General features: G+C 40.7%; 24 protein-coding genes and 1 other annotated feature (1 of these 25 running past the window's edge). Of the genes, 14 read left to right on the top strand and 10 right to left on the bottom strand.

The genetic code is table 11. From position 1 onward, the window contains the following. Window positions 1-2: 2 nt before the first annotated feature. Together recD2 and IGI73_RS09615 are read left to right on the top strand one after the other, a co-directional pair. Window positions 3-2,657: an SF1B family DNA helicase RecD2 gene (recD2, locus tag IGI73_RS09620; RefSeq protein ID WP_428207135.1), complete on the top strand. Its 2,655-nt coding sequence runs from the start codon at window positions 3-5 to the stop codon at window positions 2,655-2,657. Between the two features lie 101 nt (window positions 2,658-2,758). Then, window positions 2,759-2,986 (top strand): hypothetical protein, encoded by a 228-nt coding sequence (locus IGI73_RS09615; RefSeq protein ID WP_005229738.1) that lies wholly within the window; start codon window positions 2,759-2,761, stop codon window positions 2,984-2,986. Window positions 2,987-3,089: 103 nt separating this feature from the next. On the opposite strand, the gene IGI73_RS09610 is transcribed toward IGI73_RS09615, so the two are convergent. Both IGI73_RS09610 and IGI73_RS09605 read right to left on the bottom strand, forming a co-directional pair. After that, window positions 3,090-3,713, bottom strand: a complete 624-nt coding sequence (locus IGI73_RS09610) for a response regulator transcription factor (RefSeq protein ID WP_010749438.1) — start codon at window positions 3,711-3,713, stop codon at window positions 3,090-3,092. Continuing rightward, window positions 3,710-4,819 (bottom strand): sensor histidine kinase, encoded by a 1,110-nt coding sequence (locus IGI73_RS09605; RefSeq protein ID WP_438759195.1) that lies wholly within the window; start codon window positions 4,817-4,819, stop codon window positions 3,710-3,712. The genes IGI73_RS09610 and IGI73_RS09605 overlap by 4 nt, the downstream gene beginning before the upstream one ends. Window positions 4,820-4,905: 86 nt before the next feature. Between IGI73_RS09605 and IGI73_RS09600 the strand changes: the two genes are divergently transcribed. From IGI73_RS09600 to IGI73_RS09590, 3 genes are read left to right on the top strand one after another with little or no spacing between them, the layout of a single operon-like run. Further along, on the top strand, window positions 4,906-5,838 hold the full coding sequence (locus tag IGI73_RS09600) for an ABC transporter ATP-binding protein (protein WP_015509966.1): 933 nt from the start codon (window positions 4,906-4,908) through the stop codon (window positions 5,836-5,838). Between the two features lie 14 nt (window positions 5,839-5,852). Next, on the top strand, window positions 5,853-6,998 hold the full coding sequence (locus IGI73_RS09595; protein ID WP_375814144.1) for an ABC transporter permease: 1,146 nt from the start codon (window positions 5,853-5,855) through the stop codon (window positions 6,996-6,998). Next, window positions 6,985-8,157 (top strand): ABC transporter permease, encoded by a 1,173-nt coding sequence (locus IGI73_RS09590; protein WP_332283573.1) that lies wholly within the window; start codon window positions 6,985-6,987, stop codon window positions 8,155-8,157. Before IGI73_RS09595 ends, IGI73_RS09590 begins: the two co-directional genes overlap by 14 nt. 54 nt (window positions 8,158-8,211) lie before the next feature. Here the strand turns inward: IGI73_RS09590 and IGI73_RS09585 are convergent, their stop codons facing one another. From IGI73_RS09585 to IGI73_RS09575, 3 genes are all read right to left on the bottom strand, one after another. Next, the gene (locus IGI73_RS09585; protein ID WP_284591604.1) at window positions 8,212-9,183 is read right to left on the bottom strand and encodes a diacylglycerol/lipid kinase family protein; all 972 of its coding nucleotides are present in this window, start codon (window positions 9,181-9,183) and stop codon (window positions 8,212-8,214) included. A gap of 472 nt (window positions 9,184-9,655) precedes the next feature. Further along, the gene (locus tag IGI73_RS09580; RefSeq protein WP_428207136.1) at window positions 9,656-9,901 is read right to left on the bottom strand and encodes a spermidine/putrescine ABC transporter permease; all 246 of its coding nucleotides are present in this window, start codon (window positions 9,899-9,901) and stop codon (window positions 9,656-9,658) included. A 16-nt stretch (window positions 9,902-9,917) separates the two neighbouring features. Continuing rightward, window positions 9,918-10,439 carry a hypothetical protein gene (locus tag IGI73_RS09575; protein WP_087627673.1) on the bottom strand — a complete coding sequence of 174 codons (522 nt, stop codon included), beginning with the start codon at window positions 10,437-10,439 and terminating at the stop codon, window positions 9,918-9,920. 389 nt (window positions 10,440-10,828) lie between these two features. Between IGI73_RS09575 and bsh the strand changes: the two genes are divergently transcribed. After that, a complete protein-coding gene (gene bsh / locus IGI73_RS09570; RefSeq protein ID WP_213356625.1) occupies window positions 10,829-11,803 on the top strand; it encodes a choloylglycine hydrolase in 975 nt (324 codons plus the stop codon). 60 nt (window positions 11,804-11,863) lie between these two features. On the opposite strand, the gene IGI73_RS09565 is transcribed toward bsh, so the two are convergent. Beyond that, entirely contained in the window at window positions 11,864-12,391 is a 528-nt protein-coding gene (locus tag IGI73_RS09565) for an FUSC family protein (protein ID WP_015509959.1), read from the bottom strand. 390 nt (window positions 12,392-12,781) lie between these two features. Here IGI73_RS09565 and IGI73_RS09560 point away from each other — a divergent pair, with 390 nt between their 5' ends. Then, a complete protein-coding gene (locus IGI73_RS09560; RefSeq protein WP_118215482.1) occupies window positions 12,782-13,480 on the top strand; it encodes a sunset domain-containing protein in 699 nt (232 codons plus the stop codon). A 285-nt stretch (window positions 13,481-13,765) separates the two neighbouring features. Here the strand turns inward: IGI73_RS09560 and IGI73_RS09555 are convergent, their stop codons facing one another. Beyond that, window positions 13,766-14,158: a hypothetical protein gene (locus IGI73_RS09555; protein WP_428207137.1), complete on the bottom strand. Its 393-nt coding sequence runs from the start codon at window positions 14,156-14,158 to the stop codon at window positions 13,766-13,768. Between the two features lie 453 nt (window positions 14,159-14,611). Here IGI73_RS09555 and IGI73_RS09550 point away from each other — a divergent pair, with 453 nt between their 5' ends. Further along, the gene (locus IGI73_RS09550) at window positions 14,612-15,121 is read left to right on the top strand and encodes a QueT transporter family protein (protein WP_428207138.1); all 510 of its coding nucleotides are present in this window, start codon (window positions 14,612-14,614) and stop codon (window positions 15,119-15,121) included. Between the two features lie 84 nt (window positions 15,122-15,205). Here the strand turns inward: IGI73_RS09550 and cbpA are convergent, their stop codons facing one another. Further along, the gene (gene cbpA / locus IGI73_RS09545) at window positions 15,206-15,844 is read right to left on the bottom strand and encodes a cyclic di-AMP binding protein CbpA (RefSeq protein ID WP_005229762.1); all 639 of its coding nucleotides are present in this window, start codon (window positions 15,842-15,844) and stop codon (window positions 15,206-15,208) included. 155 nt (window positions 15,845-15,999) lie between these two features. Here cbpA and rpmG point away from each other — a divergent pair, with 155 nt between their 5' ends. From rpmG to IGI73_RS09525, 4 genes are all read left to right on the top strand, one after another. Then, on the top strand, window positions 16,000-16,152 hold the full coding sequence (gene rpmG, locus IGI73_RS09540) for a 50S ribosomal protein L33 (RefSeq protein ID WP_005229764.1): 153 nt from the start codon (window positions 16,000-16,002) through the stop codon (window positions 16,150-16,152). Window positions 16,153-16,164: 12 nt separating this feature from the next. Further along, window positions 16,165-16,335 carry a preprotein translocase subunit SecE gene (gene secE / locus IGI73_RS09535; protein WP_005229766.1) on the top strand — a complete coding sequence of 57 codons (171 nt, stop codon included), beginning with the start codon at window positions 16,165-16,167 and terminating at the stop codon, window positions 16,333-16,335. A gap of 118 nt (window positions 16,336-16,453) precedes the next feature. Further along, window positions 16,454-16,996 (top strand): transcription termination/antitermination protein NusG, encoded by a 543-nt coding sequence (gene nusG / locus IGI73_RS09530; RefSeq protein ID WP_005229769.1) that lies wholly within the window; start codon window positions 16,454-16,456, stop codon window positions 16,994-16,996. A gap of 128 nt (window positions 16,997-17,124) precedes the next feature. Then, on the top strand, window positions 17,125-18,615 hold the full coding sequence (locus tag IGI73_RS09525; protein WP_074932910.1) for a DUF1576 domain-containing protein: 1,491 nt from the start codon (window positions 17,125-17,127) through the stop codon (window positions 18,613-18,615). 152 nt (window positions 18,616-18,767) lie between these two features. On the opposite strand, the gene sdaAA is transcribed toward IGI73_RS09525, so the two are convergent. Continuing rightward, complete coding sequence (gene sdaAA / locus IGI73_RS09520) at window positions 18,768-19,640, bottom strand: L-serine ammonia-lyase, iron-sulfur-dependent, subunit alpha (RefSeq protein ID WP_428207139.1); 873 nt, start codon at window positions 19,638-19,640, stop codon at window positions 18,768-18,770. A 14-nt stretch (window positions 19,641-19,654) separates the two neighbouring features. After that, entirely contained in the window at window positions 19,655-20,320 is a 666-nt protein-coding gene (gene sdaAB, locus IGI73_RS09515) for an L-serine ammonia-lyase, iron-sulfur-dependent subunit beta (RefSeq protein ID WP_428207140.1), read from the bottom strand. A 320-nt stretch (window positions 20,321-20,640) separates the two neighbouring features. Here sdaAB and rplK point away from each other — a divergent pair, with 320 nt between their 5' ends. Together rplK and rplA are read left to right on the top strand one after the other, a co-directional pair. Continuing rightward, window positions 20,641-21,063, top strand: coding sequence for a 50S ribosomal protein L11 (gene rplK, locus IGI73_RS09510; protein ID WP_005229787.1), 423 nt, complete (start codon window positions 20,641-20,643; stop codon window positions 21,061-21,063). Window positions 21,064-21,163: 100 nt separating this feature from the next. Further along, entirely contained in the window at window positions 21,164-21,853 is a 690-nt protein-coding gene (gene rplA, locus IGI73_RS09505; RefSeq protein ID WP_005229790.1) for a 50S ribosomal protein L1, read from the top strand. A 63-nt stretch (window positions 21,854-21,916) separates the two neighbouring features. Continuing rightward, window positions 21,917-22,011, top strand: a sequence feature (ribosomal protein L10 leader region) (it continues 32 nt past the right edge of the window).

The following is a 22,011-nucleotide window of genomic DNA, read 5'->3' as shown; positions in this document are numbered from 1 at the left end:
CCATGATTCCAGAAAGAACGTTTTTTGTCGGCCATGTTGCCGCCATCTTTTTCCAGAATCCCAGCAATTTTTATAAAGTACTATTAGTTAAAGTCACTGAGAATAATGCCGACTACAAAGACTCGGAGATCGTCGTTACTGGTAGTTTCGGCGAAATCCAAGAAGAGGAAAAGTATCGGTTTTTTGGTGAGCTGGTCAATCATCCCAAGTATGGTGTCCAGTTGAAGGTCGAAAGCTACCAACAAGAACAACCAACCTCTGAACAAGGGTTGATCGCCTATCTTTCTGGAGAAAAATTTCCTGGGATCGGTAAGAAGACCGCTGAAAAAATCGTTGATCTTTTAGGAGAAGAAGCGATCGATCGGATGTTGGAAGAACCAACATTGTTGGAGCAGATTCCAGGATTGAATGAAAGTAAGCAAAAAATGATTTTAGATACCGTTCGGCAAAATCATGGGATGGATCAAGTGATCGTTGGCTTGAGCCGTTATGGTTTTGGTAGTCAGCTTTCTTTTGCAATCTACCAAGCCTACAAAAATGAAGCATTAGCAATTATCGAAGAAAATCCTTACCAGCTGGTGGAAGACATTGAAGGCATTGGCTTTAAACGCGCAGATGGCATCGCTGAGCAGCTAGGGATCGAAGCTTCGTCACCGCAACGGTTTCGAGCCGCAGTCTTGCATCAGATCTTTGCCCAATCCTTGCAGACGGGTAATACCTTTATCCACGCCCAGGACTTGTTAAAGCAGACACTGCGTTTATTAGAGACGAGTCGACCTATTGAGATCGCGCCAGACGACCTGGCATCAACGATCATTCAATTAGTGGAAGAAGGAAAAATCCAGCAAGAAGAAACTCGTTTATATGAAAACAGTTTGTACTTTTCTGAGTGGGGAATCGCTAGTTCCATCGAACGCTTGCTTTCCCGCAAAAAAGAGATCGTGTATCCTGAGAAAAAAATCAGCAAAACGCTGCGAAAAATTGAGAAGCATTTAGGCATCACCTATGGGTCTTCGCAAGAAGAAGCAATCAAAGAAGCCATTCGTTCGCCATTGTTTATTTTGACAGGAGGACCTGGTACTGGGAAAACGACGGTGATCAATGGGATCGTACAATTGTTTGCTGAATTGAACGATTTGGACTTAGAACCATCAAAATACAGCGACGAAACCTTTCCGATTCTCTTGGCAGCACCGACTGGTCGAGCCGCCAAACGAATGAACGAAACGACTGGCTTGCCAAGTGGTACGATCCATCGTTTGTTAGGCTTGAACGGACGTGAAAAAGCGCCATCGATCAGTCCAAAAGAATTAGAAGGCGGCTTACTGATCGTCGATGAGATGTCTATGGTGGATACATGGCTGGCGAATACCCTCTTTAAGTCGATTCCTACGAATATGCAAGTGATTTTTGTGGGGGATAAAGATCAGCTTCCTTCTGTGGGACCAGGGCAAGTCCTTCATGACTTGCTAGCGATCGATGCGATCCCGAAACAAGAATTGACGGAAATCTATCGTCAAGGCGATGGGTCAAGTATTATTCCACTCGCCCATGCCATAAAAAATGGGCAGCTGCCTGCTGATTTTACACAAAACCAAAAAGATCGTTCTTTCTTTGCGTGTGATGCTTACAAAATCGAACCGTTGATCGCTCAAATCGTGAAACGGGCAAAAGACAAAGGCTACACGCCGCAAGATATTCAAGTGTTGGCACCGATGTATCGTGGGGCAGCGGGTATCGATGCCCTTAATAAAATGATGCAAGAGATTTTTAACCCCAATGATGGGACCAAAAAAGAGGTGACCTTCAATGATACGGTGTATCGTATCGGCGATAAGGTCTTGCAGTTGGTAAACTCTCCTGAAGATAACGTGTTTAATGGCGATATGGGGCAAATCGTTGGGATCACTCTAGCCAAACAGTCGGAAGACAAGATCGACGAGCTGGTCATTCAATTTGATGCCAACGAAGTAACCTATAAGCGGAATGAATGGAACAAGATCACGTTATCCTACTGTTGTTCGATCCATAAATCTCAAGGCAGTGAATTTCAAATGGTCATTTTGCCGATGGTTCATCAATACCAACGCATGCTGCAGCGCAATTTGCTATATACTGCTGTGACCCGCAGCAAAGAGATGCTGATTTTACTTGGTGAACCACAAGCGTACCAAACTTGTGTCAACCACGAATCTGCGACTCGTTTAACGACGCTGAAAGAACGCATCAATGGCACAGAAAAAATGACGCCGTTGCAACGAGCAAAATTGGCCCAATTTGAAGAAGCGGATGATCCATTTTATGATGATTCCTCTGTTGACACGAAAGTAAAAACGTCTTCGACGAAGATAAAGGAGCAATCCAGCACTGAAGTTACTGCTAACAAGCAAGCGGTAGAAAAGACCTCAGATAGTGGGCTTGATTTGTTTGCTTTTGCCGAGACGGAGCCGTCAGCATCAAATCAGACAGAAACGGCAAAGCCTCTGTCAGGGGATAAGGTTCTAAGTGAAGGGACCACGGGGGAAGAAGCACTCATCGAAGAAACGCCAAACGATGGTGTATTGACTTTAACGATGGTCAAAAAGCATTTAGTGGATCCAATGATTGGCATGAAGGATTGTTCTCCATACGACTTTATGCCCACAAAAAATGGATGATTCAAAGATGAGAAAATACTAAAAAAGGGTCGTTAGTGAGCGCTTTCTTTTGGTTTTTTAGCTTCTTATGCTAAGCTAAAATCAAAAGGAGGCGTTACGTTATGGCGAAAGAAACCGAAGATAAGTTAGCAAAATTAGCAAAAGAATCTGGCAACGACTTTAAAAAGTTAGATGAGATGGAAAAAGAATTCAAATTGGATGAAAGTCCTGAGTCAGAACGAGGCGATCGGGAAGAATCTGGCTTAGAAAAAACGTTAGATAAGGCACCGATTTTTCCACCTAACACACCGAATAATCCAACGAATCCTGGCAGTCCTGGAAATCCATAGCTTGTCCACCAAAAAACTACGACAGTCGGATATTCGAATAGAAAACAAAAAGCCTGAAGAATGCAGCTTCGCATTCTTCAGGCTTTTTTGCAATCGATGAGGTTTACTTTAAATGCTGATAATAATAGATCGCTAATTGCGTGCGATCCCGCAACTCCAGCTTTTCTAGTAATTGACTGATGTAATTACGAATGGTTCCATCACTCAAATACAAGGCATCAGCGATTTCTTTATTGTTTTTACCCGCTGCTACTTCTTTGATGATCGCAAGTTCACGTTCGCTAAAAGATGCTTGATTATCTATCGCTGGTTGGTTCTTCATCATTTGCGTGAAGGTCTCGACGATCTCATTCCCAAAGACAACTTGGCCATTATAAGCGGCTTTGACAGAAGGGATGATCGCTTGCAGGTTCTGTTTGATCAAATATCCTTTGACACCGATAGAAAAGGCTTCACGAATGTATTCTTGATCTTTGAAGGTGGTCAAAAGCAAGAGGATCGCTTGGGGAAATTTAGCCAGTATTTCTTTGGCAGCAGCGATCCCAGTTTGTTCCGGCATACGGATGTCGGTCAACAAAACGTCAGGACGATGGGCTTCGTAAAGAGCAATGGCGTCTTTGGCACAATGACCGATACCCAACACCTGAATCTCTTCTGTGCTTTCAAGAATGGTTTGTAACGAGGTCGTCACAAACGGGTCATCATCAATAATGACTACAGTAATCATTGGTGTTCCTCCTTTGGTAAAATGATCGTCAACTGAAAGCGTTGGTTTTCTTGCAATATATGAACTTGACCTTGCAGCTCCTGGACCCGTTGCCGCATCGTTTTCAGACCGATTCCGCTGTTTGCAGTTTGGGGTGAATTGACGTCCTCGTTGGTGATTTGCAAACGGTAAAAGGCGGGCAGCGTTCGAAAATGCACGACAACGGTTTTGGCATGACTGTGTTTGATGCTGTTGGTCAAGGCTTCTTTGATGACCATTAAGAAACAGTTTTGCTGTGCTTCGCTCAATCCTTCAAACAAGTTTCCTTCAATCGTTACGGAAGAGGGAAAATCAGCAATCAGAAACTCTATGGCTTGCGGAAAAGAAATCGATGTTTCATGGAGATCATGAACGCTTTGCCGAATGCGATCCATCCCAGTGTGAACCGTTGCACTCAAATTTGCTAACGGCACATTTAATTTCGGCTCTTGATTGATCATTTCAAGCGCACCAATTTGTAAAATGGCACTCGAAAGTAGATGGCCGACATTATCATGGATATCTCGCGCGATTCGATTTCGTTCTTCCGTGATTTGTAAGGCTAATTTTGTCTCTTGTGACAAGGCTAATGCTTTGTTTTGTTCCGATAACTGCTGCTGCTTTTCCCAATGGGTATCTTTTGAAGCAATATATTTTTTCTCAAGATCGATCATTCGCTGCTCTTTTTTTCGTAAATAAAAAGCGAAAAGCAGTAACAGGATGATAAAGGCGAGCTCAGTGGGGGAATGATTGCCCACCGTCGAAATCAACAAAAAACCTAATAGGAATAAACCATCATCTTGTCTTTCTTTTGGAGCGATCACTCGCATCATTGCGGGCAAAAAGAGGGCAAGCGCTGGCCAAAAGGCACATAGCAGCAACAGAATAACTTGAAAAAACCAGCTTGGTTTCTTAGGAAGCAAATAACTGACGCCAGTAAATAAAACAGCGATCAGCAGATAGATGACTTGCACAGCAACAAATCCTTGGTTTACCAATAAGAACAATGAGATAGCGAGGAAAAAGCTCGCTTCGGTGAGTGGTCGATAGTTCGTCATAGGAGACTCCTTCATTGTGACAAATGTCATGGTTGGTTTAGCCAATCGTCACTAGTTTCTTTCCTTGAACTTTATTATAGTCAGATTAACAAGAAATTTGGAAGGAGTTTTTCATCATGATTATCGAAATTGATAAATTAGTAAAACGCTATGGTGATTTTGTGGCGTTGAACCATTTTGATCTGCAAGTTCAAGAAGGAGAAGTTTTAGGATTATTGGGACCAAACGGGAGCGGAAAATCCACCGCCATCAACTGTATGCTCTCTTTGTTAAATTATGACAAAGGCACCATTAAACTGTTTGGATCAATTATGACGCCGGAAAATTATGCCGTTAAGGCAATGATTGGCGTCGTTCCTCAAGATGTTGCCGTCTTTGAAGAACTTAGTGTGCAAGAAAATATCGATTACTTTTGCGGTTTATATGTTGCTGACAAACAGAAACGCCAAGCCTTGATCGAAGAAGTGATTCAATTAGTGGGATTGGAAAATTTTGTGACGTTTCACCCAGGCGAGCTCAGCGGTGGGTTGAAGCGACGATTGAATATCGCCTGCGGGATCGCTCATAAGCCGCGCTTGATCTTTTTAGATGAACCCACGGTAGCGGTCGATCCTCAAAGTCGGAACAAAATTTTAGAAAGTATCAAAGAACTGAATCGTCAAGGAGCGACGATTGTTTATACGACCCATTACATGGAAGAGGTGGAGATTCTTTGTGACCAGATCGTGATTATGGATCAAGGACAGGTGATTGCTAAAGGAACCAAGGAATCTCTAAAAGATATGGTACGGACAGCGGATCGTTTGACCATCGATATCCCCTTACTGCCTGAGCCTGTATTGACAACGATTCAGCAAACCATTGCTTCTGATGGGATCGCCTATAAAAACGGTCAGCTTGAAGTAACAACGACGGAGCTGAATACAGTTTTATTACCGATTCTGACGCTCTTACAAGCAGAGCATATCACTTATGGAAAAATTGCAACCAAAGAAGCCACCTTGAATGATGTCTTTTTAGAGATCACGGGCAAGGAATTGAGAGACTAAAGGAGGGAATCACAATGTTTTGGCATTTTTATAAATACCGCACAAAAGTATTGCTGCGAAATAAATCCATGCTGTTTTGGACGTTGGCGTTTCCTATCCTCTTAGGTCTAATGTTTATGGCTGCCTTCGGGGAGATCGATCAAGCGGGCAATCTAGAAACGATCACAACGGGGATCGTAAAGACTGGAGATCAAACAGCGCTTTCGGAAAATTTTTCCACCGTCCTTGAACAAGTAAAAATCAATGAAAAACCATTATTTGAACTCGAGGAATTACAAGAGGCAGAGGCAGCTGAGAAGCTGACTGCCGGTGATTTAGCTGGGTATTATCTGATTGATGATGAAACCATTTCTCTGCATGTGGGCCAAGCGGGCATGAGCCAGTCGTTGATGAAAAATGTAATGGATCAATTTTTACAACGCACAGCAATCATTGCTAGTAAAGCGGCAGAACTTGAGAGCCTTGATCTGGCACCAATTCTATCGGCTTTTGAGCAGGAAGCGACTTTTCAAGAAGTGAATGCTGATCGTGACATGAGTTTCAAAAGTTTCTATTTCTTTACGTTGATCGGGATGGCGATCCTCTACGGGACGATGTGGGGTGTCCGCAATGTCCAGGATCAGCAAGCCAATCAATCCGCGAATGGTATTCGGCTTTCCTTGATACCAAGAAAACGGACATTGGTTTCAAGTGCGAATTTAGCGGCGAGTTTTACGATTGTGTTAGTAGAAGTCTACATTATTTTAGCGGTGTTTCGTTTTGTCTATCAAGTAGACTTTGGCGATCGTTGGCAATGGTTACTGCTGGTTGCCGCATTAGGATCATTGTGTGCGATTTTGCTAGGGACATTGATTGGGAATCTGACACCAAAAATGAATTTGGTGCAAAAGGACGGAATTTTGATTTCCGTGACGATGGCAATGAGCTTTTTTGCCGGGATGATGGGCTCGGAACAAATCAAGTATTGGCTTGATCTGCATGTGCCACTGTTGGGGCAAGTGAATCTCGTCAATTTGATCAGTGAAAGCCTGTATCAATTGTACTACTATACAGATTTGACTAGCTTTTATAGCAATCTTCTATGGCTGACTGGCTTTATCGTCCTATTTGCCATCGGGAATGCTTGGATCGAAAGAGGGGTGCGCTATGACGCTTTATAAAACGATTTGGACTTTGCTTAAAGCAAATAAGTCGAACTTACTGATTGGGGTATTGATCACTGTTGTTGTCACATTCTTTTATGCACAAAGCATCGATGTCGAAAATACCTCTTTGCAAGAGGCAAAAATTGCTTTGATCAGTGAGGAGGAGTCGCCTGTCGTGGATGGTCTCCGAACCTATTTAAAAGAAAAGCAAACCTTGGTCACGTTGGATGGCACCTCGCAAAAAGAAATTGATGATGCGCTTTATTTTAATCGTGTAAACATCGTCTTGCATGTGCCAGCAGATTTCACTCATCAAGTTGAGGCAGGCAAGATGCCGACGATCGAGATTCAAAGTCGACCCGATGCCTTTTCTAAAACAGTCGTCACTCAGCAAGTGAACACTTTTTTACAAACAGTCCTTTTGTTTCAGGAGGAAGGCAAAACCGCCGCAGCGGCAATAGAACAAGCGCAATCTGCATTGGCGGTCACAGGGGATGTGAAGCTGAGTGCAGAGTATGGGCAGCGAATGAAAAAACTGTTGACTGGCATGACCTTTAACTTATTGTCTTATGGGCTCTTTCTCTCGGTATTTAGCGGGTTTGGTGTGATCAACTTGGCATTCAATCGCAAAGAAATCAGCAAGCGAAACCAGAGTGCACCACTTCCGAAGCGTGTATTGCAGCGGAAAATCCTTCTAAGTTTGATCAGCTACTCGCTACTCTTGACCTTCGGCTTTCTACTACTGATGGTGTTATTAGTGATTCGCACGTCTTGGGATACAGCAGCCTGGTACCACATTTTGAATACGTTCTTGTTTTTATTGCCAGTTATCAGCTTTTCAGCTTGTGTCACTTCCCTGGTGAAAAACTCAGAAGCAATCGGTGGGATCAGCAATATCTTTATAACAGGAAGTTGTTTTGTCGGTGGCGTCTTTGTATCCGCGAATTTCCTGCCAGATATCGTCAATAAAATTGCAGCGTTTACGCCAACCTATTGGTTTGTACAAAACAATACATTGATCAGTGAAACCCTCACTTATAATCAAGCGTTCACAGAATCTTTTTGGTTCAATGGCTTCGTACTAGTTGCTTTTGCTGCCGTATTTTCAATGCTCCAATTTATTTTGGGAAGAGAAGGAAGCCGTCGTTGGCAATACCACTCGGCGAAAAATTAATGATCGAACGTATAGAAAAACGATACAAATCAGCAGCGATTTGTATCGTTTTTTTTATGGGCACCAGAATAATTGTGAAGCCGTGGTAAAGGTAATATCAAAGGGGCGTTGCCCCATTTCCTCGCCATCTTCTTGTCCATGTTGAGGAACGGTGGAGATGATTCTCAGCTTCGAAGTGGAAAGATGGTGAAAGTAACGTGAATTCATGTGTTTCTTTCGCATCAGTAAGCCGATCAGCCAAAAAATCTTAAAAAGCGACACACGTTCGACAAGAACAAAATCAAACTTTTTCTCTTTGACTGAAGCAGTTGGGGCAATCGCCACACCGCCGCCAAAGTAAGGATGATTGGTCGTGGTACATAAAAAAGCTTTTTTGTAACTGAACTGCTGCCCATTGCACTCAACTAAGATCGGGAAGCCTTTTTGGCGAAACAAAACCCGAATAATCGCAGCGATATAGGAAAAGGAGCCAAGATTAAACTTATTTAGATTGCTTTTTGCCATAGAGTGATTGGTGGTATAGACGATTGCCGCATCAAGACCAATTCCGACATTGTTAAGGGCAATGCCATTTTCTTCTTGGATCTGCTCCTCATAACGGATAATGGTCAATTCTTGAGGTTTAGTAGTACCAGCAATTTTCCAAAATGCTTTTTCTGGTTCCCGCGGCAACTCAATACTCCGAGCAAAATCATTTCCTGAACCAGCAGGGATATAGGCAACGGGGATTTGTTGTTGTTCAAGTTGTAACTCTGATACTACTTGGTGCAACGTTCCATCACCGCCGATAACCACCAATAATGGATAAAGCATCTCGCCGTTTTCTAAATAGACCTCATCCCAAGGAATGAGGCGTTCTTTTAAGAGTTTTCGTGTGATCGTTCGTTCATCACCTGGAGACTTTGTTACATAGACTTGATGGGGGAAACGATGTTTTTTTACAATTTTTTGCACACGTTCCACCGCTTTTTTTCCTCGTCCACTGCCTGAGGCAGGGTTCACGAGGAAGTGATAATAATAGTTCATTTTATGAATAGCTCCATATCGTTTTTTCGTTCAATGCGATTAATTATAGCATGTTTCGACAGAAGGAGGGGGGACGATGCCTGAAAAAAAGAGCAAAAAAATAGATTCGACGATTGTGCTTTCTAGGTTCTCAAAGGTTCTTATGTCCACTTTGATCCTCAGGTAACGATGCCCATCGCCGAATCCTATTCAATTAGTAAGGAGTAACTCAAATTCCCACATCCTTTGTCTTTTATTCTAAGTTGACAACAATTCTTTTCTTGCAGAACCTGCTTCGTCTGCTTTACTGGGAACCCTTGCTCCTTACACTTACAGTATAGCAGGTTTTCCTATTTTGGCAATCGCTTACAATGTTTGTTTTGTGCTTTTTAGAGAATTTTAAACTTTCTAAATGAAAGGTAAAGAAAAAAAGCAAAATCGATGGACAAACGATTTTGCTTTTAAAGTTTACGGCTCGAGGAGCCACGAAAGATTATTTTTTGGGATTTTTCACGAAAGTTAAAAGTAAAATTGGAATCACCAAAAATATAATCACATTATTGATTATCAGCACATCTGAATTACTAAAATTTAATGGATTATTTTGCCAAGTTTGAATCATAAATCCCAGTAAATTATGAGTGTGAGCAATATAAAACAGAGCAGAAGTGCCTATCACATTTAAAATAATCGCGATAATGCTTAAGATTCGTACCAGTTTGATTAGTACTTTTTTCATCGCATTTCTCCTTTAATTATGGCTGCATTTCTGGTAAATTACCGAAAGCTTCTGTTAGTTTTACAGAGTCCTCCAAAATATCCATATAGATATCGTGATAGGCCCAGCCGTCACCTAAATCAGCAGCTTCAATTGCTTCTGTAGTCGTTTGTAATTCTCTCATCAAATCAGTATAATTGCGCATGATAGAGGTGTAGGCTGTTAAGTCATACGTGTCAGGATTCGCAATATAACCCTCCACTTCTGCAATCATTTCAGCGTACGTATCGGATAATTTTTCAAGTTGTACTTCTAAATCGTCAGCAGACACTTGATTCGCTTCGCTGTCAGTTTCTTCTTCAGAACTTTCACTGATGTCGGCATCAGAATCATCAGTTTCGTCTGAATCATCTATCTCTTCATCATCTTCAGATGGCGCCGTCGTGGTTTCTGTTGTTTGTTGTGAGGATTCGACAGTATCACTTTCCGCGTCTTCACTCGAGCAGCCAGCCATAAATAAGGCCGTTACCAACACAAATCCAAATAGAGTCTTTTTCATTTGTTTATCCCCTTTGTTCAAAGAAAACTATAATTTCTTTTTATAATTTTCGATGAATTAGTATTTTTGTATTGTAAAAAAAGAACGGTTACCATTCTTTCCTAATACTCTATCTATTTTACATTTAAGCACTTCTTAAATAAAGAAATATTCCGATTTTTAATCATTATTTAACAATGTATACGTGATAATGTTGTTAAATTTGAATAAATTTGCGCTTTCATCGATGGGAGGACTTTCAAGGTAGCTGATTTTTGTTGTTTTGTAGTATTAAAACAATCATAATATATCTAACTATTTTTTTATTAATATTTCTTCCGTTTTACTTGTTAAAAAAATGCGATAGGAGTAAATTAAAGGTGTAAAAACTTATTTTAGGAGGAATTAGGATGTGTACTGCGCTAACGTATGTAACGAAGGATCATTATTTTGGCAGAAATTTTGATTACGATGTTTCTTATAAAGAAGTGGTGACCATTACTCCGAGAAATTACCAATTGAAATTTCGCAAAGTAAGTGAAATAGATCACCATTATGCGATGATCGGGATTGCTGCTGGAGTCGCTGAATACCCACTCTATTATGATGCGGTCAACGAAAAAGGCTTAGGTATCGCTGGTTTGAATTTTCCAGAAAATGCTGTATACAATGAGTTTCAAGAGGGGAAAGAAAACGTCACGCCTTTTGAATTCATCCCATGGTTACTAGGACAATGCGCTACCGTGGAAGAGGCAAAAGCCCTGTTGGCGAAGGTTAATCTGGTCAAGATCAATTTTAGTGAAGAACTACCATTATCGCCATTGCATTGGATGATTGCTGATAAAAAGAGCGCCATCGTTGTTGAGAGTATGAGTGATGGTCTTCATATTCATGAAAATCCGGTCGGGGTCTTAACGAATAATCCGCCATTTGACTACCAGTTATTCAATTTGAATAACTACCGTGTGTTATCATCGAAAACACCAGAAACGCATTTTTCTGACAAGCTGGATTTTGATGAGTACAGTCGTGGAATGGGGGGCTTAGGTCTGCCAGGAGATCTTTCTTCGATGTCTCGTTTTGTCAAAGCGGCATTTACCCGATTGAATTCCGTTTCTGGAGAATCTGAATCTGAAAGCATTAGTCAGTTTTTCCATATTCTAGGTTCGGTCGAACAGCAAAAAGGACTATGTGATACTGGAAATGAAAACTATGAATACACGATTTATACTTCTTGCTGCAATACAGACAAAGGGATCTATTACTATCGTACGTATGAAAATAGTCAGATCGTTGCAGTCGATATGAATAAAGAAGATTTGGAAGGCAATGTACCGATCGCTTATCCATTAGTTGAAGACCAACAAGTATTTTTCAGTAATTGATCCATTTTTAAAACCCCATCTCAATGCCGTTTTGAGATGGGGTTCTTTTTCTGCTTTGTTTCAAACCGAATCGCTCTGACTCGGTGTTGCCTTTGTTCCGGTAGTGCGTTTATTGGGGAATGGAAAAAAGCGATTTACCAGTATGGCGATCGTCATGCCTATGAAGCTGTCAATAATCCGGTTAAAGGCATACAAGTATGATTCAGTTTGAGGAATCATAAATAAAATCGTCAATAGTGTGGCACAAGCGCCAACTGTTCCCTCGGAGTAATCAAATTTGACCAATAAAGCGATCATCAACATGATCACTAAAGGGATCGCAATGATTTGTATAACGGACGAATGTCCGAAAAAGTTAAATATCGCAATACAAAACACGGAAGCGATTGCGCCAAAGCTGTTGCCGGCAATCCGATGTTTCCCGTATTTGACAGTGTTTTCATGGTCTTCTCGTAATGTGAAAACAGCTGTGATCGTCGATACAACATACGTTTCACGATTCAAAAGAAAACTAATCAAAATACATAGAAATACACTAATGCCAGTTTTTACATTTCTTAAGCCAAAGGTCAATCCAAATAATTTCAATCATGCCATCCTCTCAAAACAATTTCAACGAAATAGATTATACCATATCGCAAGCACTCATATTTTAGATTTTCAGAAAAATGAACAACGATTCTTTCATCGTGCGTTGAGAGGTAAATTCTACCAGTAGTCGAAAAGCTAGTTTTATCCTATGCACTTTTCAACTTTGAGTATTGAAAGGAATACAATAAGTAAACCTAACTTAAAATGAATTGATTTTCGCATTCCTCGTTTAAAGCTCCTTTCCATTTCCATGAGTGATCCTTCTTTTGATTTTTCAGTCCTGTTATCATTTATATAAGTTGTTTTGATAAAAAACTACTTATTGTTTATAAAAAGTTTGTTTTTTAGATATTATATTGAGATAATCAAAAATAAGGAGGGGATAAAATGAAAAAAGTTTCTGTATTACTTGTTTTCTTACTTGGTTTTGTTGTTTTTCCAGTGACAGTTTTCGCTGCTTCTTCACCGAGCGTGAGCTATCAAACGAATGTCCAGTCTCAAGGGTGGCAATCATGGAAAACAAACGCTCAGACGTCAGGGACTACAGGAAAAGGGAAGCGACTTGAAGCAATCAAAATAAAAATTACAAACGAAAAATATAAAGGAAGTATTGAATATAAAACATCCATTCAGAAACAAGGATGGGAAAAATCTTTTAGAAAAAATGGTGCGCTATCTGGTACAAGCGGTAAGGGGCAACGTTTGGAAGCGATCCAAATCAAACTTACCGGTGAGATCGCTAAGTATTATGATGTCTATTATCGAGTCAATGCACAACAATTTGGCTGGATGGGCTGGGCAAAAAACGGGCAGTCCTCAGGAACTTCTGGCTTTGGCTTTCAATTGGAAGCAATTCAGATCAAGCTGGTAAAAAAAGGTGGGAAAGCACCTGGAACGACGAATAATGGCTTTCGAGATGGACTGAAAAAATATGTAGATAAACGGGGTAAAGGGTTGATCAAAGGGTCAAAACAAAAGATTTATCACCTACCGGGTAGTCAATACTATAAGAAAACGACCAGTCCGATTCGTATGTTCAAGACAGAGGTGGAAGCTTACAAAGCGGGCTTTCGACCTGCTAAATAGAGAAGGACTCAGTCAATGTGTACACAATCGGGCACTTGAAACTGGTTCGATCACTCTAAAAAATTCCTTCCCCTCAGCGGGAAAGGAGTTTTTTATTCCATAGTATTTTTTGCTAGATATGAGGATTCACAAAGTAAGTTTACTGGCTGCCCGCTTTATAGGCTGATCCTTTTTTTAGCGAGGTTTCAGCACAAAGCTACCATCTTCATCGTTCATTCCTTCAATAAATGTAAAAATAATATTTTTACCATCTCTTTCAAGGAAGAAGTAGGACATCTCAGTTTCCTATTCTGGATCTTGCATCACTAGCTGATTGTCTTCAAGGGTATAGTTGTAGGTATACTCGAATTCTTCCCAGACTACCCCATCAAAAGCTACTCCAAGCTCTTCCAGTTCATCATCTTCTTCTGATTGTAGCGAGCTATTATCGGTACCAATAGTAAGATTCGTTTCACTAAATGTGGCTGTCATCACTGCATACTCACCATCATCATCATCTATCTCAATAAGCCAGTCATTTTTTTGTAAGTCTTCTTTTGTGATATTTTCATTACCATTACCATTTCCACAACCAACAGCTATGACCATCAGAAGGAGAGTTATTAAGTTTATCGCTATTTTTTCATTATTAGACCTTTTATTCCTTTTATTTTTGTTTATATGAGTATATTGTAACATATTTATTGCGTGCCTCGTTAAAGTAAAAAAATATGATTATCCATCACGTGATTTGCGACATCGATTACAAGTGCTTCTCTCCCTTCTTTTTTTAGTTTTGCTATCTGAAAGATCAGCATGACTAGCGGTACTTTTTTATTAGTAAGCGTAGGCTTTGCAAGAGTATTTCTCATTGAGTTTGCTTTCCAAAAGTATGCTTTTATTGGAAGCCAAAAAGAAAAGCTACCCCATGAGCCGTGACTAGCTTGTTTAAGTAGAATAAAGAAGCACTGAATGAATGGCAATCGGTGAGAAACTTGACTTAGAAAAAGCTTTTAAGGTGATTTAGAAAAGGATTTGGCTGGTTTAACATTGATATATGGCTATTAATGTGTATAATAAGTACTTGTGCGAAGCGCACCGCGGTTCATCAACCATCCCGCGTAATCAAAACTCGGAGAAAGTAGGGATCAAATGGAAAAATCAACAAATCTAACCAATCAACGTTTGCGTGTCGTCGTAGCCAATGGGATCATTATGGCACTTTATGTTGCTGTAACGGTTCTGGTCGCACCAGTCGCCTCAGGAGCGATTCAATTCAGAATATCTGAAGGGTTGAATCACTTAGTCGTTTTCAACAGAAAATTGATGTGGGGTGTCGTCGGTGGGGTCGTTGTGTATAACTTGTTCTTTGGAATGGGGATCTTGGATGTCGTATTCGGCGGTTTCGGAAGCTTTTTAGCCTTAGGAGCAACTGCCTTGGTACATAAGAAGATTCCAAATGTTTTCTTAAGACTCGCATTTAATACAATTGTTTTTTCATTAAGCATGTTCCTGATTGCGATTATGCTAAACATCACCTTAGCATTACCTTTCTGGCCAACCTTTGCAACAACGGCATTGAGTGAATTTATCGTGATGACGATCACTGCACCTGTGATGTATATCATCAATCGTGCCGTTCGTTTCGATAAGCGCGTTTAAAAAAAATCTTGTTTTTTGCTTTGATGGTTCTCAAAAAACAAGAAAAAAGATCATTCCTTTCTTTTTTAGGAATGATCTTTTGTTTTATTCTGCTTTTAGGTCTTCGATCTCCACAACTTTGAAATTTTTTGCTTCCAGTTGAGAAACGATCTTGTCGCATAATTCTTTTGATGTGTTCGCTGGTAAAGTGATCATCGTACGACGGATAAATTCATCTTTACCGATATCCAATGTGATACAGCTGGCAATACTGCTGTATTTTGCGATTATTTTTGCGATGACTGCTAAGTCGCCTTGTTGACCAGTTGATGCAATCGTCAACACATAGCTTCCTTGCTCAACACTCCATGACTGTGACAACATGTTCAACAAAGAACTGTGTGTCAAGATGCCATAAAATTGATTGTTTTCATCTAATACAGCAATATAAGGCAATTCTTTGATCGTGAAGAAAACGTTAAAGAAAGAAGAATTGACATAAATAAATTTGGTCGCATTTTTTAGTAGATAAGTGACTGGCAAAGTCATGTCGCCGCCGTTTGCTTTGTGGCGATAAATGTGCATTTTATAAATATTTCCTCTGAAAATCTTGCCTGATTCATCTAGGATAGGCACACAACGATAACCAGATTCTTCCAAAATTGCCAGCGCTTCTTCTAAAGTAGCTGTTTCTTTTACCGTTGTTAAATCGCGTTTTTTGTAAACCATTGTTTTTAATAACATAATTTTCCCTCCCAAATACCCATTTAACACCATTATCATACCACAAAATTAGAAGAAACTATATTTTTACGACAGAAAATCAAAAATTGACACATTCTTAAATAAATGGTATTTTTAGTGTTGGAAAACTTTATAAAAAGGGGGAGGACACTAAGATGGCAACAAAAAAAGCTGCTTTGGCTTGTTCTGTCTGCGGATCCCGCAACTATTCAAAATCAGTCAGTGAAGGTAAAAAAGGCGAACGCCTTGAAATCAACAAATTTTGCAAGTATTGTAATCAATATACGTTGCATCGTGAAACGAAGTAAGGAGGGAATCAAATGAAATTTTTGAAAAATGTTGTTGAAGAAATGAAAAACGTTTCTTGGCCATCAAAAAAGCAATTACGTAAAGATACCTTTGTGGTGATTCAAACAACCATTATTTTTGCATTGATGTTCTTTGTGATGGACACACTGATTCAAACAGTCTTCAATTGGATCCTAAAGTAAGACTTCTTACTGATAGCGCTAGTCATTTATCGCAAATCATGCTATAATCGCTTTGAGGAAAAACTTCGGTGCAGCTGAGGTTTTTTTATTTTACAAAAAGATGGGGAGTCCGAAAAAAATGGAATCTTTTGAAAAAAATTGGTATGTACTGCATACGTATTCTGGCTATGAAAACAAAGTAAAAGCGAACCTAGAGTCACGTGCACAAAGCATGGGTATGGGTGATTATATTTTCCGTGTCGTCGTTCCCGAAGAAGTAGAAACAGAAGAAAAAAACGGCAAAACCAAAGAAATCGTTCATAAAACATTTCCTGGCTATGTATTAGTTGAAATGGTCATGACGGATGAATCTTGGTACGTTGTACGTAATACTCCTGGGGTAACAGGTTTCGTTGGTTCCCATGGTGCAGGAAGCAAGCCAGCGCCTTTATTACAAGAAGAAATCAATTCAATTTTACGTTCGATCGGTATGAGCACTCGGACGGTTGAACTGGAAGTAGAAATTGGCGAAACCGTCAAAATCATCGAAGGTGCGTTTTCTGGTCTAGAAGGACAAGTAGCAGAAATCGATGAAGAAAAACAAAAACTAAAAGTGAACATCGATATGTTCGGTCGTGAAACGAGTACAGAACTTGATTTTGAGCAAGTAGATAAGATTTAACTACTGGATTCACTAGCAAGAATGACTCTTTTACGGTAAAATAACAGTAATGAGAATAAAGTGGACCAATTCGTTGGCCCACTTTTTTTCTCAAAATCAGTAAGCGCTTTATAAGAGGAAGGGGTCCTATGTCAAAACTAGTCACTTTTTTTAGAGTAAAGTTTCACAATGATTTTCATCCCCATGGTAAAGGGATGATCTCTGTACATAATGGATATAGCTTGTTATTTCTTTTCAATTTGCTGCTATTTTTCTTTGCTATGTTGTTTTTTGATCCAATGGTGGCAATCGAAGAGCTCAAGTTGATTTTGTTTTCGGAAAGTCATTTAGTCACCGATTATATTGCCATGACCTCGGTAGGGACGGCTTTGTTAAATAGCAGTCTGATGACCTTCGTAGCGATCTCGATTTGCTATCACTATCGGGTACCGATCACGGGCGGTGCAGTCTCTGCGATCTTCATGGTGACTGGCTATGGTTTTTTTGGAAAAAATCTCCTTAATTTTATCCCAATATTTTTAGGCGTTCGACTGTATTCGTATTTTATGAACGAACCATTGAAAAAATTTCTGTTGATCGCCCTCTATGGGTCATCGGTTTCCCCAATCGTCAGCTATTTTGCTTTCAATGATTCCTTACCACCATACTTTAGTCTAGTGATGGGGTATGGCATTGGGCTCTTCACCGGTTTTTTGATGGTTCCTATGGCCTTATACTTTCAAGCGCTGTTTCAAAGCGTCAGTCTATACAGTGCGGGATTTACTTCAGGGATGCTATGTACACTGGTCGCTGCCATCTGCCGAATGTTTGGCTTGACGATCGAGCTAAGAACATTAGTATCTCAAGAGCAACAACCTCGATTGATTTTTATGATGCTGGTTTTAGGAGGGGTATTCGTCGGCTATGGCTTGTTGATGGCGATCAAGAAAAAACGATTGAATATGCGAGCGATTTGGTCGCATAGTGGCAAAATCGAGCGAGATATTTTAAGGGATACTGGCGTTTATAATACGATGATCAATATGGGGTTAATGACATTCTTGTTAGTGGCTTACGTTGTCAGTATTGGTGCGGTTTTAAATGGACCAGTTATCGGTGCGATTTTTTGTGTCATCGGCTTTTCTGCTTGTGGCTCTCATGTGTTTAACTCGCTGCCTTTATTGGCAGGGGTGACGATCGCCAATCTATTGAGCGTATACACCATCAACGAGACGGTTACAGTCACGTCAGCGATTTTTGCGATGATGCTCTGTGCAGTAACAAATGCCTATGGCTGGAAAGGCGGCTTGGTGGTCGGTTTTGTCCACGCCTCAATGGTACTGAATATTGATTTCTTACATGGAGGTTTGAATCTGTATAACAATGGTTTTTCTGGCGGGCTCGTCGCCATGATGATCATTCCCTTATTGGATCTCAGCAAACAGCTCTGGCAAAAATCAGCCGATCAGGCACAAGCTACCCAGGAAGAAAAACCACAAATGGACTTGAAAGCACAAGAAAGCGAGCAGCCATTGGTCACGTTGGATCAAACAGAAGGGAAACCTAAATTTTCCGAGCCTGTGAAGGTATTAAAACCCGTTGCCCAAAAGAAACACTATAGGTTAGGCGAGTGGGAGTAGAAAAACCGCCAATGTCGTTTGTTACTTGTTTAACAAGTGTGGATTACTTGTCTTTTCGTCGCTGGAAATCATGGGAAAATGAAAACCAACCAAGAACAAGCAACGATTGGTTGTTCTTGGTTGGTTTTTATTCGTGTTCGTTTCTAAAAAAATCAACGATTGGCTTCTAAGATTTCTACCTGCAAGCGTTGGGCAGTCGGTGTCATGGCTAGACCGCCTTCAGCCGTTTCCTTGAAAATGCTAGGCATTTGGCGACCGACTTGATACATCGCTAAGACCACTTCATCAGGTGGGATAACACTTTCGATTCCTGCCAGTGCCATGTCGGCAGAGATAAAGGCTTGGGAAGATCCCAGGGCATTGCGCTTCACGCATGGGACTTCGACTAACCCCGCGACAGGGTCACAAATCAAGCCCATCATATTTTTGAGGGTGATCGCCACCGCTTGAGCCGCTTGGTGAGGGGTGCCACCTTTTGCACAAACCAAAGCTGCCGCTGCCATTGCGCTAGCAGAACCGATCTCCGCTTGACAACCGCCTTCGGCTCCAGAAATCGAGGCATTGTTGGCAATCACTAGACCAAAGGCTCCGGCTGTAAACAAAAAGTCGACTTGTTGCGCTCGAGTCAGTGCCAAACGTTCACGTACGGCCATCAAGACACCAGAAACAACACCCGCACTACCGGCGGTCGGTGTTGCACAGATCAAGCCCATTTTCGCATTGACTTCGTTGACTGCAATGGCATTTTGGACCGCTTGTAGAATGGTTTCTCCGCTTAAAAAATCACCGGCAGCAAGGTAGTCGTTCATGCGTGTCGCATCGCCGCCAGTCAATCCCGTCACCGATTTTACACCAGCGACACCTTCAGCGACTGATTGTTCCATAACAACTAAATTCTTTTCCATGATTGCAAGGATCTGTTCGCGACTACGGCCAGTATTTTCAGCTTCGATCGCAATCATCATCTCTGCAACGGAAGGATAATTTTTACTCTCTGTTACTAATTCTTCTATTGTATAGAACATGTGCCTTTTCTCCTTTAATCAAAATACGCAGCGCTGTAAACGTGTGGCAAAACTTTGATTTGTTGCGCCAGCTGATCATTGCGCTGATCGACTTCGATGATCATGATTGCTTTATCACCGACAGCTTCTCTTGTTACGGTCATCGTACCGATATTGATTTGAGCCTCTGATAGTAAATTGGTTACTTTTGCAATCATTCCTGGAACATCTTGATGAACGATCACATAAGTTGGCGTACCCAGCGTCAGAGAAATTTTGAAGCCGTTAAGCTCTGAGATTTGAATATTACCACCACCGATCGAGATACCAGTGACAGAAAGTTTGTGGCTACCTTTTGTCAAAATCATCTTGACCATATTTGGATGTTCCGCTTTTTCTTTTTTAGGAACGAATAGGACTTCGATCCCTTTCTCATAAGCGATTTTTAAAGAGTCTGCTAGGCGAGCATCATCTGGCTCCATGCCTAAAAGACCGCCAACTAACGCAATATCGGTTCCATGACCGCGATAGGTTTTGGCAAACGATTCATACAAAAGGACATCAACACTGTCTGGCTGTTCACCAAAAATACTGCGAACGATTTTTCCGATCCGAGCCGCACCGGCTGTATGAGAACTGCTGGGACCCACCATGATGGGACCGATTATATCAAATACACTGCGGTATTTTAATTGTTCCATTTTTTTCACCTCGATAGTAGTAAACGAATAGGGAAGAATTCCAGTAGTAGTGTAGCATAAAAAAATGAGAGAATGAAAAAAGCAGACCAAAAGCAAGAGATTTTTATTTATTTTTTTATCAAAGGAAGGATGAAAAGCGTTGGTGAGTATTTTTTCAAAAAAAAAACAGCTGAAAAACCTTGAATTATTCCTTAAAGATGCTATAATATTCCAGTGTGCTTTCGTCACACGTTTTTTGTGTGTGCACATGAATCACCAAAGTGGGAGGAGAAATTTGGATCTCCAATTAACCACATCACGGACTCAAGGAGGTATGTCTCGTGGCAAAAAAAGTAGAAAAAATCGTTAAATTGCAAATTCCTGCAGGTAAAGCAACACCAGCTCCACCGGTAGGTCCTGCGCTAGGTCAAGCGGGTATCAACATCATGGGATTCACTAAAGAATTCAATGCTCGTACAGCTGATCAAGCAGGTTTGATCATTCCAGTAGTGATCTCTGTATACGAAGACCGCTCATTTACTTTCGTTACAAAAACACCACCAGCAGCAGTATTGTTGAAAAAAGCAGCAAACGTTGAAAAAGGTTCAGGCGAACCAAACAAAACAAAAGTTGCAAAAGTTTCACGCGATCAAGTAAAAGAAATCGCTGAATTGAAAATGGAAGACCTAAACGCAGCTGACGTTGAAGCAGCAATGCGCATGGTTGAAGGAACTGCACGAAGCATGGGGATCACTGTAGAATAATTACAGCCCTAAGGAAGTAGCTTCTCAGTCGGCTTCATATTGAAAAATATGGGACACGTGGGAGGTTCTACCGTTATAACCACATCAAGGAGGAAACAAAATGGCTAAAAAAAGCAAAAAAATGCAAGAAGCATTGAAAAAAGTTGATGCTACAAAAGCTTATTCAGTTGAAGAAGCAGTAGCTTTGGCAAAAGAAACAAATATTGCAAAATTCGACGCAACGGTTGAAGTTGCTTACAAATTAAACGTAGACCCTAAAAAAGCGGATCAACAAATCCGTGGCGCGGTTGTATTACCAAACGGTACTGGTAAAACACAAACAGTTTTAGTTTTTGCTAAAGGCGATAAAGCCAAAGAAGCAGAAGCAGCTGGTGCTGATTTCGTTGGTGACGACGATATGGTTCAAAAAATCCAAGGTGGCTGGTTCGATTTTGACGTTGTTGTTGCAACGCCTGACATGATGGCTACTGTTGGTAAATTAGGTCGTGTGTTAGGCCCTAAAGGTTTGATGCCTAACCCTAAAACTGGTACAGTAACAATGGACGTAACAAAAGCAGTTAACGAAGTTAAAGCTGGTAAAGTAACTTACCGTGTTGACAAAGCTGGAAACATCCACGTACCAATCGGAAAAGTTTCATTTGAAGATGACAAATTAATCGAAAACTTCAAAACAATCCATGAAACATTGTTGAAAGCTAAACCTTCAGCAGCAAAAGGTCAATACATGAAAAATATCTCAGTTACAACAACATTTGGACCTGGGATCCATGTAGAACAAGCTTCTTTCTAATTTAATACAAAAATTTAAAACTTTTATTGACTTGACTGCCTTATCTATGGTAAGGTAGTCAAGGTTAAAAGTTTAACTGTACCGAAGACAGTAGGTGGCATTTGCCTTAATTTCCTACCGAGGACGTTTATTGAGAACCTTCAATAGTCCCTCTATGT

It is taken from the genome of Enterococcus sp. DIV0755f, from assembly GCF_051713725.1.
GTDB lineage: Bacteria > Bacillota > Bacilli > Lactobacillales > Enterococcaceae > Enterococcus_D > Enterococcus_D casseliflavus.
Note: the sequence above shows the minus strand (reverse complement) of the source record. Positions and strands in the feature narration are given on the sequence as shown.

What these genes read in the sequence shown, in the direction of transcription:
- recD2 (WP_428207135.1), top strand. Translation starts at nt 3, where the DNA reads ATGATTCCAGAAAGAACGTTTTTTGTCGGCCATGTTGCCGCCATCTTT.
- IGI73_RS09615 (WP_005229738.1), top strand. Translation starts at nt 2,759, where the DNA reads ATGGCGAAAGAAACCGAAGATAAGTTAGCAAAATTAGCAAAAGAATCT.
- IGI73_RS09610 (WP_010749438.1), bottom strand. Translation starts at nt 3,713, where the DNA reads ATGATTACTGTAGTCATTATTGATGATGACCCGTTTGTGACGACCTCG.
- IGI73_RS09605 (WP_438759195.1), bottom strand. Translation starts at nt 4,819, where the DNA reads ATGACATTTGTCACAATGAAGGAGTCTCCTATGACGAACTATCGACCA.
- IGI73_RS09600 (WP_015509966.1), top strand. Translation starts at nt 4,906, where the DNA reads ATGATTATCGAAATTGATAAATTAGTAAAACGCTATGGTGATTTTGTG.
- IGI73_RS09595 (WP_375814144.1), top strand. Translation starts at nt 5,853, where the DNA reads ATGTTTTGGCATTTTTATAAATACCGCACAAAAGTATTGCTGCGAAAT.
- IGI73_RS09590 (WP_332283573.1), top strand. Translation starts at nt 6,985, where the DNA reads ATGACGCTTTATAAAACGATTTGGACTTTGCTTAAAGCAAATAAGTCG.
- IGI73_RS09585 (WP_284591604.1), bottom strand. Translation starts at nt 9,183, where the DNA reads ATGAACTATTATTATCACTTCCTCGTGAACCCTGCCTCAGGCAGTGGA.
- IGI73_RS09580 (WP_428207136.1), bottom strand. Translation starts at nt 9,901, where the DNA reads ATGAAAAAAGTACTAATCAAACTGGTACGAATCTTAAGCATTATCGCG.
- IGI73_RS09575 (WP_087627673.1), bottom strand. Translation starts at nt 10,439, where the DNA reads ATGAAAAAGACTCTATTTGGATTTGTGTTGGTAACGGCCTTATTTATG.
- bsh (WP_213356625.1), top strand. Translation starts at nt 10,829, where the DNA reads ATGTGTACTGCGCTAACGTATGTAACGAAGGATCATTATTTTGGCAGA.
- IGI73_RS09560 (WP_118215482.1), top strand. Translation starts at nt 12,782, where the DNA reads ATGAAAAAAGTTTCTGTATTACTTGTTTTCTTACTTGGTTTTGTTGTT.
- IGI73_RS09555 (WP_428207137.1), bottom strand. Translation starts at nt 14,158, where the DNA reads ATGTTACAATATACTCATATAAACAAAAATAAAAGGAATAAAAGGTCT.
- IGI73_RS09550 (WP_428207138.1), top strand. Translation starts at nt 14,612, where the DNA reads ATGGAAAAATCAACAAATCTAACCAATCAACGTTTGCGTGTCGTCGTA.
- cbpA (WP_005229762.1), bottom strand. Translation starts at nt 15,844, where the DNA reads ATGTTATTAAAAACAATGGTTTACAAAAAACGCGATTTAACAACGGTA.
- rpmG (WP_005229764.1), top strand. Translation starts at nt 16,000, where the DNA reads ATGGCAACAAAAAAAGCTGCTTTGGCTTGTTCTGTCTGCGGATCCCGC.
- secE (WP_005229766.1), top strand. Translation starts at nt 16,165, where the DNA reads ATGAAATTTTTGAAAAATGTTGTTGAAGAAATGAAAAACGTTTCTTGG.
- nusG (WP_005229769.1), top strand. Translation starts at nt 16,454, where the DNA reads ATGGAATCTTTTGAAAAAAATTGGTATGTACTGCATACGTATTCTGGC.
- IGI73_RS09525 (WP_074932910.1), top strand. Translation starts at nt 17,125, where the DNA reads ATGTCAAAACTAGTCACTTTTTTTAGAGTAAAGTTTCACAATGATTTT.
- sdaAA (WP_428207139.1), bottom strand. Translation starts at nt 19,640, where the DNA reads ATGTTCTATACAATAGAAGAATTAGTAACAGAGAGTAAAAATTATCCT.
- sdaAB (WP_428207140.1), bottom strand. Translation starts at nt 20,320, where the DNA reads ATGGAACAATTAAAATACCGCAGTGTATTTGATATAATCGGTCCCATC.
- rplA (WP_005229790.1), top strand. Translation starts at nt 21,164, where the DNA reads ATGGCTAAAAAAAGCAAAAAAATGCAAGAAGCATTGAAAAAAGTTGAT.